The organism is Streptomyces sp. NBC_01460, from assembly GCF_036227405.1.
GTDB lineage: Bacteria > Actinomycetota > Actinomycetes > Streptomycetales > Streptomycetaceae > Streptomyces.
On sequence record NZ_CP109473.1, the window covers coordinates 5,644,619 to 5,656,736 of the forward strand.

General features: G+C 72.0%; 7 protein-coding genes. 2 read left to right on the plus strand and 5 right to left on the minus strand.

Features of this window, described 5'->3' with window-relative positions; all coding sequences use genetic code 11:
- Positions 1-61: 61 nt before the first annotated feature.
- Complete coding sequence (gene ligD, locus OG488_RS25635) at positions 62-955, minus strand: non-homologous end-joining DNA ligase (RefSeq protein WP_329232846.1); 894 nt, start codon at positions 953-955, stop codon at positions 62-64.
- Between the two features lie 61 nt (positions 956-1,016).
- Here ligD and ku point away from each other — a divergent pair, with 61 nt between their 5' ends.
- Positions 1,017-2,063, plus strand: a complete 1,047-nt coding sequence (ku, locus tag OG488_RS25640) for a non-homologous end joining protein Ku (RefSeq protein WP_329232848.1) — start codon at positions 1,017-1,019, stop codon at positions 2,061-2,063.
- 31 nt (positions 2,064-2,094) lie between these two features.
- Here the strand turns inward: ku and OG488_RS25645 are convergent, their stop codons facing one another.
- The 4 genes from OG488_RS25645 to OG488_RS25660 all read right to left on the minus strand — a co-directional run bounded on the left by OG488_RS25645 (position 2,095) and on the right by OG488_RS25660 (position 10,426).
- Positions 2,095-3,768: a hypothetical protein gene (locus OG488_RS25645; RefSeq protein ID WP_329232850.1), complete on the minus strand. Its 1,674-nt coding sequence runs from the start codon at positions 3,766-3,768 to the stop codon at positions 2,095-2,097.
- A gap of 180 nt (positions 3,769-3,948) precedes the next feature.
- A complete protein-coding gene (locus OG488_RS25650) occupies positions 3,949-4,356 on the minus strand; it encodes an XRE family transcriptional regulator (protein WP_329232852.1) in 408 nt (135 codons plus the stop codon).
- 676 nt (positions 4,357-5,032) lie between these two features.
- Entirely contained in the window at positions 5,033-5,716 is a 684-nt protein-coding gene (locus OG488_RS25655; protein WP_329232854.1) for an RES domain-containing protein, read from the minus strand.
- Between the two features lie 243 nt (positions 5,717-5,959).
- Positions 5,960-10,426: a WD40 repeat domain-containing protein gene (locus OG488_RS25660; protein ID WP_329232856.1), complete on the minus strand. Its 4,467-nt coding sequence runs from the start codon at positions 10,424-10,426 to the stop codon at positions 5,960-5,962.
- Between the two features lie 20 nt (positions 10,427-10,446).
- On the opposite strand from OG488_RS25660, the gene OG488_RS25665 reads away from it, so the two are divergent.
- Complete coding sequence (locus OG488_RS25665; protein ID WP_329232857.1) at positions 10,447-11,934, plus strand: lipase/acyltransferase domain-containing protein; 1,488 nt, start codon at positions 10,447-10,449, stop codon at positions 11,932-11,934.
- Positions 11,935-12,118: the final 184 nt, after the last annotated feature.

Consider the following 12,118-nt stretch of genomic DNA (forward strand, 5'->3'; position numbering starts at 1 on the left):
TCGCCGCGCCGGCCCGGGGCTGTGAAGGTGCTGTGAGCACCCTGTTCCCGCCCGCTCCTCCTCAGTCCCGGGGGAGCGCCCGGGACTGTCCGGGATCGGTCAGCGGAGCGAGGAGATCCCCGTACCGCTCCAGCCGTGCGGCCATGTCACCGGCGAGGAAGAGCAGGTCGTCCGGGGCGCCGCACGCCTCGATCTCGTCCCATGTGACGGGCGCGGACACGGTGGGGCTGCCCTTCGCCCGCAGGGTGTACGGCGCCGCGGTGGTCTTCGCCGCGGCGTTCTGGCTGAAGTCCACGAACACCTTTCCCGGGCGCAGCGCGCGCGTCATCCGGTGCACGGCCAGCTCGGGCAGCGCGCCCTGCGCCTGGACCGCCAGCTTCTTCGCGTAGGCCGTCACCTCCTCGGAGGGGGTGGGCTCCAGGGGCACGAGCAGATGCAGCCCCTTGGACCCCGAGGTCTTGCCGTACGCGGACAGCCCGTCCTCGGCCAGCCGCTCCCGGAGCCAGAGGGCGACCTCGCAGCACTCGACGACGCCGGCCGGGGGCCCGGGGTCCAGGTCGAACACCATGCGGTCGGCCACGGCGGGGGAGTCCTGCCGCCACTGGTGGGTGTGGAACTCCACGACCAGGTTGGCCGCCCACATCAGCGACGGGAGGTCCTCTGCCAGCACCTGGCGGGCACCGGGGTCGTCGCTGCGGGGGACCGGGGCCGTCCGCACCCAGTCGGGTGTACCGGGCGGCGGATTCTTCGTGAAGAAGCGCAGCCCTTCCGGGCCGTCGGGATACCGGAGGAACGACAGCGGACGGTCACGCAGGTGCGGCAGCATCGCGCTCGCCGCCGTGGCCGCGTAGTAGTGCAGCACCTCGCCCTTCGTCGTGCCGGTGGCCGGGTACAGCACCTTGTCGAGATTGCTGAGCGCCAGGCGCCGCCCCTCCACCTCCGTGATCGGCGTCATACGATAAGAATCACATGAAATCGCATGAATAAGGGTGTTGCGGGCGGCGAGGGGTGAAACGGTGAGGTCGATCTGGAACGGTTCCATCTCGTTCGGGCTGGTCAGCATCCCGGTCAAGCTCATGAACGCCACGGAGAACCACGCGATCTCCTTCCGGCAGATCCATCTCGCCGACGGCGGACGCATCCGCTACCGCAAGGTCTGCGAGCTCGACGAGGAGGAGGTGCCGCCCTCCGGGACGGTCAAGGCGTACGAGGACGCCGACGGCACGGTGATCCCCGTGACCGACGAGGACCTCGCCTCGCTGCCGCTCCACACCGCCAAGACGATCGAGATCGAGGGATTCGTGCCGGCGTCGGCGATCGACCCCCTCCAGCTGGACTCGGCGTACTACCTCTCGGCCAACGGCGTCCCGGCCGCCAAGCCCTACGCCCTGCTGCGCGAGGCCCTGCGGCGCAGCGGCAAGGTCGCCGTCGCGAAGTACGCGCTGCGCGGGCGGGAACGGCTCGGCATGCTGCGGGTGGTCGACGACGTGATCGCGATGCACGGCCTGCTGTGGCCCGACGAGATCCGCGCTCCGGAAGGCGTCGCCCCGGACGCGGGGGTCAAGGTCCGCGACGCGGAACTCGACCTGGCGGACGCGCTGATGAACACCCTCGGTGACGCGGACATGGACACCCTCCACGACGACTACCGCGAGGCGGTCGAGGAGCTCGTCGCGGCGAAGGCGGCCGGTGAACCCGTCGCGGAGGAGGAGGCCGAGGAGCCCGGCGGCAAGGTGATCGACCTCATGGCGGCCCTGGAGAGCAGTGTGCGGGCCGCCCAGGACTCGAAGGGGGACACGGAGGGCGGCAAGGACGCCGACGTCCACCCGATCGAGGGCCGCACGACCCGGTCCGGCGCCTCGGAGGGGACGGCACGCAGGAGCGGGGGGAAGAAGGCCCCCGCGAAGAAGGCGCCCGCGAAGAAGGCTCCCGCGAAGGCCGCCGCGAAGAAGGCCGCCGCCAAGAAGGCGACGGCGAAGAAGGCGACGGCGAAGAAGACCACGGCCAAGAAGACCACGGCGAAGAAGACCGCCTCGGGCACCCGGAAGCGGACCTCGGCCTGACGCGGTCCCGCGCCGGGCCGAGGCCCGCCGCTCAGGGAGCGGACGCGGGCTTCAACAGGTCGGACAGGTCGGGCACGGTGGGGAGGTCGAGCCCGTACCTGTCCCTCTCCACGACGTACGTGCAACTCGTGTACGTGTAGCCGGGCTGGACGCGAGAGCCGGAGGAGTAGCTGTCCACGGCAGCCGTCGCCCCCGTGCCGTGCTTGTACAGGAAGTGGTACTCGCCCGCCGGGAGCCGCAGCCGCGCCTTCGGGTACGAGGTGCCGCTCGCCCTGCACGCGCCGGACGAACCGGCGGCCTCGCTGCTGAACCGCTCGCAGCTCCCGCAGGGCTTCAGCTTCACCGTGCCGGTGACGGGACCCGTGTAGAGGACCTCGACCTCGTTGGGAGCGCCGTTGCTGATGACGAGCTCCATGCGGGTGCCGCCCGGCGTGCCGCTCCCGGGCAGCCGTGTGCCCGCGGAGGGCCGGTCCTCGGCGATCTCCGCCGCGATGGCGATGTTCCGGGCGTGCTGCCTGCGCCGGTCCTCCTTGTAGGTGTCCGCGAAGTCCGTCAGGGTCTGCCGTGCTTCGGTGAACTGCTTGTCCTTGAACTCGTCCACGCCGCAGGCGTACACACCGTCCTGGACACCGGTGCCCGCCTCCCGGCTCAGCGAGGGCACGGAGGTCGGGGGGAGCTCGGCGACCAGGGTGCTCGTCCGGCGCAGTTCGTCGGTGACGTCGCAGGGCTCCGCGCCCTTCAGGCCCGCCACCTGCTGTCGTATCTTCGCGCTGACGGCCGGGCCCACCTTCCCGGCCTGCGAGGACTCGGGGAACGTACGCAGCAGGGTGCTCAGCTCCTTGCTGCCGGACTCGGTCCCCGCACCGTCGAGCCGGGAGACCCCGCAGCCGTACAACGACTCCGCGAGCGGGGTGTCGGGCCAGGCGACGAGGTCGCCGAGCAGCTTCCGGTCCACCGTGTCGGGCAGCGTGCGCAGATAGGTCAGGGGCTCGACCGCCTCGCAGTGCCGGTCGGCGCGGTACGGCGTGGCGACCGCCGCGTAATAGGCCTCCAGGCGCTCGGGCACGAGGGCGGCGGCGCGTGAGCCGGGGTGGTCCTCGGCCAGCTCCCGGTAGAGGGAGAGCGCATGGCGGTAGTCGGGTCCGGAGAGGACGAAGGAGTTCTTCGCCGCCTTCGCGACCAGATCGTCGCCCTCCTCCAGCCTGCCGAGCAGCTCCTGCTCCACCGCCTCGTCCCGTGCGGAGCCGTAGGCGAGGGTGCCGGCCGCCGGGACGCCCAGCAGCAGCAGCCCCAGCACCGCCGCCAGGACCGGCCGGGGCGACCGGCCGGGATCCGTACGCAGGGCGATGCGGGCCGCGTCGGCAGCCGCGAGGACGAGCAGCAGGAGGTAGCCGGCGACGAGGGCGGCGGGCACGCCGTCCGGATCGGCGGGCAGCGCGACGAGCAGGAGGAGGGCGGTGGCCGCCCAGCTCACCGCGGCTCTGCCCCAGCGGCGCAGGAGGGCATGGCCGAGGCCCAGGCCGGACAGATTCAGCAGCCCCGCGACGACGGCCCTCGGCACGGCACCCGGCGGGGGCGGTCCGGCCACCGGCGGCCGGGCGGGAGGCGGGGGCGGCCCGGCGTCCCCCCAGGCATGCTCCGGCACGGTCTCCCACCCGGCCCCGGGTCTGGGCTCAGGTGTCTCCGACTGATCGCGTGATTCCATCACGGCCCCCCACCGTCGAACCTCGTCAGGTCCCGGGGAAGCTGCCCGGTTTCCTGCCCGTTCACGCGTCCTCGGGACGTCCGTGCGGCATTGGTACGAGATGGTGCGGCCAGGCGGATCCGTCGGGGAGGTGTGCGGCTGCCGCAGGCCGCGGAGAGCGCGCTGCGGCCTGCGGCGGGATCAGCAGCCGTCGACGTACGCCCGGGCGGCGACCATGACGTCCTTGAAGCGGCCGTCCGCGATGCACTGGGCGGGCGTCTCGTCCTCGAGCTGCGGGTTCATGCCGATCATCCAGGCGCGGGCGGTGTGGTTGTCCTCGGCGCTCTGGATGACGTGAAAAGTCTGGAGGGCTGCGCGGAGGCGCTCTTCGGCCTCGTCGCGGGGCCGTGTGTCACCGGCGGCCCACTTGCCCACCTGACGGGGGTCGCTGACCCGTGTGATGCGAGCGGTGATGCGAGGCCCGAGATTCTCCTGCAGGAAACGCGCGATCTCGGCGATGCGCATGCGTGTGGTCGTGCCGTGCGCGATCTCGGCGAGGTCGGTGCTCCGAGGTGTGCGCGTGACGGTCTGCGTCATGGTGGTGGTCATAGGGGTCTCCCTCGTTGTCATGGCTGCACGCCTTGGAGGGCGGTCGCGTGCCGGACGACGGGTGATGGGCACGGGCGGTGCGAAGGCACCGTGAGGCGCCGCGCGCCGACTACCGGATGAGACGCGGGAACCCGTGCCGGGTAAAGGGGAACGCTTCTTGGTGCGCACCCGTGGGGAAGCGTGACCGCGACGGGTGGGGTGAGCTGGTGCGCGCCAGCTCCTCAGTCTCGATGCCTGCCGGTCGTCGGGGATCCGGTGCATGGAGGCTGGTGCGCGGCCGTGTCGATGTGACGGCCGGCAATTCGGTGCGGCCGCAGCGCACAGAAAGGCGGCCTTGGGGCCACGCCTAAGACAGTCCTCTGCTCACTCATGATCGAACCCCCATCTGAAGAAGATGCATTTAGACTACCCATCAAGTCTGTTCAACTCCACCGCTTTGACTGTTGTTTCAGACACGTAAGAAAGCGTCAAGTTGACGTGTGGGACGGCGTGTTGGGGTGATGACCTGCTGGTTCGGCCCGGCGGTGAGGGATCTGGGCGCCGTGGGCACCGGGGATGTTCACCTCTTCGGGGCAAGGGTGTGACGTAGCGTCCGGCGTTTGCCGGGTGGTTTCCCCATGGGCTTCCAGTGGTTTTCCAGTGGTTTCCCGATGGGGGTCCGCCGGTCCCGCAGGTGTCATCGCAGGCGGAGGTCGTACGCCTCCACCACTCTGCGCAGCGCCGGGTCCTCCGGGAAGATCAGGTTCGATTCGATCCGGGTGAAGGCGACGTCGTTGTAGACCGCCCAGCACTGGTGCATGCCGAGCCGGGACCGGTAGGCGATCCCGTGGACGAGACGGCCGCCCTGCTCGGGTTCCCGCTGGCTGATGGCCCAGGCGGAGATGGCGCGGGTGATCTTCCGGTTGAAGCCCTCGATGTGGTTGCGAGCGAGTTTGTCCACCCCGTTGAGTCTCAGGGTCTCCCTGAGCTCGTCGGACAGGGTCGTCAGGGTGCGCTCGTCGTCGACGTCCAAGAACCTGGCGTCCTTGGACAGTTCTAAGCGCTCCAGTGTGTGCCGCGTCGGCCAGTCCGGGGGGACCAGGCCGGGCGCGCCGTCCTCCCAGTCGGCGGCCGCCAGGTCCCGCCAGTCGGGGTGCACGCGAAACGGCGCGAGGGCTTCGGCCAGGCAGCCGTCCTGCTCGGAGGCGCAGTAGAGGGTCCCGTAGCCCACCAGGCTCCATTGGTTACCGGCGGAGCTGTCCGCGTCGTCGCGCCTGATCTGCTCGTACCTCAGGGGTTCGCGGACCTTTCCGAGCCGCCAGACGCCCCGCTCGGGTGCGGGGATCAGCCTGACATCCGGCTGGTCTCCTCGTACGGTCATGCACGGCTCCTCACTCGGGTGGACGGCGCACGGAAGCGCTGGTCACCATGCTGCTGGCCGCCTCGGGTGGCGCGTCGCCGGACGGGCGGAACTGTCGGTCGGGGCGGCTCCGCGTAAAGCGACAGCCTCAGATGCGGGACGATCATTTTTATGCGCGGTTCGCTCCTGCGCGGCCCGCCCACGCAAAGAACGAGGGGCGCACACAAGCTTCTGGGGGGCGCACACTCAGGCACCGGCCGGCTGTCAAAGATCCCTGAGATCCAGCTCCATGACGACGGCGCCCGCGTGCCCGGCGGCGGTGAGGGTGACGCGACCCGGTTCCGCCTCGGAAGGGCACGCCGTGAGCGTGCGCACGGGCACGGTCATGGCGAGCCGAAGGAGGGCGCGGCCGGTCGCCGCGTCCCGGATCCGGAGCGTCCCGTCCCGTGACGCGCTCGCCACGAAGGGCCCCACACCCTCGGCGGACCACGCTGCGACGGCATCGACGGAAGCGGTGTGCCCCGGCAGGGGCGGACCGAGCGGCCCGGCCGTCAGGAGGTCCCAGAGGCGCACCGATCCGTCGCTCCCCCCACTGGCCAGGTAGGGCGGCAGGCCCGCCTGCGGGAGCGCGTTGACGGCCAGGGACTTCACCATGCCCTGATCGCAGGCGATCACGGCTGTCGGAGCACTGCCGTCGAGGCTCCAGAGACACACGGTGCCGTCCGAACCGCCCGAGGCGAACCAGTCGTTGTTCGGGCCGGAAGCCGCCGCCACCGCAAGGACGGGCAGCTTGTGAGCGCTCCACGTGCGGATCAGCGCCGGTCCGTCGAGATCCCACAGGGCGACCCGGTGGTCGCGTCCGCCGCTGAGTACGACCTCACGGCCCCCGGCGGTGGTGCAGGACGCGAGGCAGGTCACCCGCTGTGTGTGCCCCTTGAGTCCGACGGCCGGGCTCCTGCGCGCGGCCGCGTCCCACAGACGGACGCTGTGGTCGGGCGCCGCCCAGAGCAGGGTCCGGCCCGACCGGCGACGTGCCCAGACGAGGGCGGGCGGCTCTGTGGTCCGGCCGATGTCGATTCCGCCTTCGGACGCTCCCGTCTCCAGGTCCCACAGAGCGACCGACTCCGTCGTGGCCACGGCCAGCAAGGGGGTGTCGTCCCCGCCGGCGGAGAGTGCCGCGACCGCGGGCGGCCGGGACTCGGCCCCGCCGCCGTCCAGGGCGCGCAGCAGGGCGGCCCGGTCCCAGAGCCGCACCGTCCTGTCCTCGGCCGTAGAAGCCAGGACGTCCGCACCCGACAGCCGAAGAGCGGCCAGCGCCGTGACCGCGCCCGAGTGCCCCCACAGGCGGCCGGCCCGGCGGGTGCCTGTGGTCTCCCAGAGGTCGATCACGCCACCGTTGCCGACAGCGAGCACATGACGCCCGCCGATGTCCAGCGCGACCAACGCGGTCACCGGGTGGCCCGGGCCGCCGAGGACCCTCCGCCCGCCCGTGGCGACGTCCCACACGACGACCGTGCCGTCCGCGTGTCCGGCCGCGACCTCCCCCGGGCGCCGGGTGGGTGCGAGGACCCGCAGCTCCTGCCCGGGCTGTCCGGGAAGGGGCCATGTGTGGAGTGCCTCCCCGCCGGAGGGCGCCCAGGCTATCAAGGACTCACCGGCACTCACCAGGAGCAGACTTCCGTCCTCGCGGCGGACGGTCGTGACGCAGATTCTGGCCGCACGTCCGACGGGGACCGGAGCACGGACCCCGCCCGACTCGCTCCAGCGGGTCAGAGTGCCGTCCCCCTTTCCGGACACCACCACGGGAAGGCCGTCACCGTCCAGATAGCCGGTCACATCATCGGCCCAGAGCGTTCCGGGAGTGCCGACCTGGCTGACGAGTCCGCCGGTGAGCATGTCCCGGATCCGCACGGTGCCGTCCCCGCTTCCCGAAGCGAGGACGAGGCCGGCGGGGTGCCGGACGCTCGTCAGGGAGCGCACCGCACCGTCGTGCGCGAGCAGCCGGTCACCGACGCGTCCTCCGGTCGCCGGATCGATGAACTCGATGCCACCCCGTTCGTCCCCGGCGGCCAGGAGCGTCTCGCCGTCGGCGTCGACGACGGGCGCGAGGGCGTTCACCCGGTACGCGGTCGTGGCTAGCACGTTGGTGGGAGGCGTCCACCGGGACCACAGGACCTTCAGGAGGGACCCGGTCGGCACGGAACCGGCGGGCAGCAGGGAGTGGGGCACACCGGGATGGTTCAGCGCGGTGTGCGCGAGGTGCAGGCCGGCGAGCCGTGACGTCGCGTCCGCCCGCGTCACGTACGGCTCGATGACCGCGTACGCCTCCAGCCAGCCGCGAGGCCCGCCACCCGTGGTGGAGGCGAGCAGCCCGCGGATGCTTCCACTCGTCTCCCACGGCAGTACGCAGACCGGCACGTGGGCGTCGTCCAGCACACCGCCCAGCCGTGCGTGTTCCGCGAGGTGGCGCCGGATGTACGGGGGAGGCGGGTCCCCCTGCGTCCGCTCCGAGGTGCGTGCCAGGGCGGTGCTGATCGCGGCGTGGGCCGCTCGCTCGTCCCCGGCGGCCGGGCCGTCGGACCTCCGTTCCGCGTCGTCGGCAGCGGGGGTCCCGTCGGCCGTGTCGTCGGTCCAGGGCGGGCTACGCCGCAGGATGTCGGTCAGGCGTGCGTGGGCAGGGCGGTAGACGACGCGCTCGTCCTCCACGTCATGGCTGAGATATCCGGAGAGCGAGCCGTGGAGCAGCCTGTCGATCTTGCCGTCGGCCCCCGCCAGCGGGTGGCCGAGAACCGCGCCGGCCGCGGCCGGCCAGACCTCGCCCCAGGCCATGCCCCGGCCCTGTGCGAACGCCGTCGCACGCAGGAGGGCGAGCGCCTCCGCAGGGGGAAGATCGCGCGCGGCCGCGCGCAGGTCGGCCGTCAGAAGCCCCGCCGTTCCATCGGCGAGCTGGGCCAGCCACTCCCGGTCGCGCAGCAAGGACGGTCCGCCCACGCGCAGTTGCTCCGCGGCGCGCTGGGCATCCAGGAAGGACGGCTGGACCTGCCGGGCCACGAGACCTGCCGCCTCGGCCCGCTCCGGCTCGCCCCAGCCGGCCGCGTTCTCCAGCAGAGCACGGGTGTACCGGTCGATGTCGCTCTCCGTACCCTCGCCGTCCGTACGGAGCTCCCGGGCCGAGGGGAAGGCGGCGTGCAGCACGGACGTGAGGCTCGTCCCGCGGAGCCCCCCAGGGGCGAGAGGGCCCGGACTCGAGCTGCGCACCCCCAGCAGGAGGCGCAGGCCGCCGCCCAGGGGACCCCGCGGCCTGGGGCCGGTCTGGTCCGGTACCCGGCCGAGAGCCGGTCCGGGGACGATCAGAGCGGCCAGCGGAGCCAGGACGTCACTCACACAACGGGCCGGACTCAGCGCCTCGTCGACGGAGTCCACCACGATCGTGACCACGGAGGCGGAATCCGTGAGGAGGGCGCGCAGATCGTCCTGGCCCTGGCGCACGTCGCCCTGTTCCACGTGCCGGTCCCCGGCCCCGAGTGCGGCGCAGAGGGCCTCCAGAAGGTCGAACGAGCTGCGGTTCCGTGCGCTGACCGCGGCGGTGATCGCGCCGTCGGGAGGCACGGCCGCCGGCGGGGAGTCCCGTACCGCCGCGTCGTACCCCTCGGAGAGCCGGAAGGCCGGCGCGCTCAGGGTCACCGCCCGCCCGAGCACCGCCGATTTCCCACTCGCCGCCGTGCCGGTGACGATCAGGACACCTGGCGGACCCTGGAGGAAATCGGCGACCTCCCGGTTGAGGTCCTCCCTGCCCGAGAAGTACCAGCCGGTGTCCTCCGGTCTGGGGCGGCCACTGGCCTTCTCCAGCCAGTGGCCGGGTTCCGGCCCGCCGGCCCCGGAGCTCCCCGGTTCCAGGTCGTCGTCGAGCGGCGACACCTGGGCCAGGTAGCCCGGATTGGGGATCGAGGCCGTGGGGGAGTCGAGGCTCGCCGTCAGGATGGGGCGGGGACCCTCGATCCTGCGGTGGTCCCTCAGGTTGACGGTGTCCGTCGCCGCCCGTAACGCTTCCATGAACTCGGCCATGGACAGATGGGGCCGGGTGATCCCGCCCGCCCTCCGCGACCACGCGTGCGCCTCCCGGAGGATCGTCGCGAACTCGAGACCGAGCACAGCTGTCCGGTCACCGGTGGTGGCGAGGACGTTGAGCCTGTTCTTCTGCTCGCGGCCGGGCGCCAGGTCGCGCATGGAGGACAACAGTTCGCTGCCGATACCGGCCGCCTCGCACAGGTTGACGATGACCAGGACGTCCTGCGCACAGGAGTCCAGGGCCGCGACGACGATGTCGCAGGTGGGCAGGGTCGTCGCCAGCAGGCGGCCCCGATCCGACTCCGGGAGGAGCAGGTAGTGACGCGATCCCGTACCCGCCAAGCCGTGTCCCGTGACGAAGAGAACCAGCGGGACGTCCGGTTCGGCCTCGCGCAACCCGGTGCTCTCCAGGAAGAGTTCGACATCGTGCCGACGCCGGGGTTCGCGTGTCTCGATGACGTCGAAGCGTGCTCCCGGCGGGCCGTCCTGCCACCAGGCCCGTACGGACCGCAGTTGCTCGTCGACCGCGGCGTCGAACGCCTGCGTACCGTCCTCGACGGCCAGCATGACCAGGAGGCCGGCAGGGGCGGATCCCTGTCCCCGCCCGGCTGCCGACTGCCGAGGCCGGCCGGTTAACTCGATCTCCACCCGCTCCCCCCGCATCGTCCCTATTCTGCACAACCATGGACCGTCCGCAGCACCGATCCCCGTTTCCGCAGTCCGCCGACGACCAGCCGCTCCCGGAGAGGGTCACGCAGGACGCGGTGGTGGTCGTGCCGGGCATCATGGGCAGCACACTCGAGGACGCCGTGACGGGGCGTCATCTCTGGGGGCTGGGCAGGGCCTCTTGGTACATCAAGGCGTGGACCCGACCCGAAGGGCTCCAGGAACTCCACCTGACCGAGGACGAGCTCGAAGGGCGGACCGGCCGGATCCGGGCCACCGGACTGCTCACCTCGACGGCGTGGACGCCCTATCTGCGCGGTCACGAGCCCTACACGGCCCTGATCGAGCGCGTCAGGAAGTGCGTCGCGCACGAGGCGGCGATCCTCCCCTTCGCCTACGACTGGCGGTTGCCCGTGGCGGCCAACGCGCGGGTCCTCGCCGAAGCGGCCCGCCGGCACCTGAGTGCCTGGCGGGACCACGAGGCCCACGACCGGGCGCGCCGGCACCGCGTGGACGAACGACCCGGCCGTCTGGTCTTCGTCGCCCACTCCATGGGCGGACTGGTGACCCGGGCCGCTCTGGACGGCGGCCACGACAGCGACCTGGCCGCCGACACCCGGGGTGTCATCACCCTCGGTACGCCGTTCAGCGGCGCGGTCGAGGCCGCGGTCATCCTCAACACGGGACGTGGGGCTCCGGTGCCTCTTCCCCGGCGCAAGCTGCGTTCGCTGTGTGCCACCATGCCGGGACTGCACGACCTGCTGCCCCGGTACCGGAGCGTCCGTGAGGCCGACGACGTCCGTCACCTCACGCCCGGGGACGTGTCCGCCATCGGCGGCAACGCCGAACTGGCCGCCCGTGCGCTGGACTTCCACGCGGACCAGCACCGTGTCGAACTGCCCGACCACAGGTCCGTCGTCGGGATCAACCAGCCCACCTCGCAGAGCCTCACCATCCGGGACGGCCGCGTCGAGGCCTTCCCCGACGGAGTCCGGCAGAACAGTGACGGCACCTTCGTCCGGGACCGGTACGACAGGCTGCGCTACTTCACCGTGCAGGGGGACGGCACCGTCTACAAGGAGTCGGCGGAGATCACCCACGCCGCGACGACCCTGCCCGTGCAGCACGGCTCGCTCGCCATCGAGGACACGGCGCTCGACGCGGTCGAGGAGATCCTCTCCGGGGACACGCATCTGGGTCCTCCTCAGGGGCAGTTCGGCTGCGGTCTGACGGCCCCGGACATGGCGGAGGCGGGCAGCACGTGGACCCTGTCCCTGAGCGGGGTCGATTCGCTGGCCGGCCTCACCTGCCGCATCCAGGACGTCGAGGATCCGGGCACCTCCCGGGAACTGGCGCCCGGGTGGATGGACGGAGGCGTGGGTGTCCGGGTCACCGTCGCCACGCCCGGGCTGCACCGGGTGGAGGCCCGGACACGGGACGGGTTCCGGGTCGCTCAGGTCGTCCTCGTGACAGATCCCGCGCTCCGGCTGGAGGAGGCGCCCTGAGGCTGTCGCCCGGGGAGATGCGCCGGACCCGGGCGGCGTTCCGGACGGCCGCCCCTCCCGGGCGCCACCCTGCCGCACGGCGCACGAGGGCATGCGGCACGCTGTCGCGGAAGGCCGCCCCGCAGTAGGGTGCGGAGTGCCGCGACTGGCGCGTACCCGGCAGGGTGCTCCGTGGAAACGACCA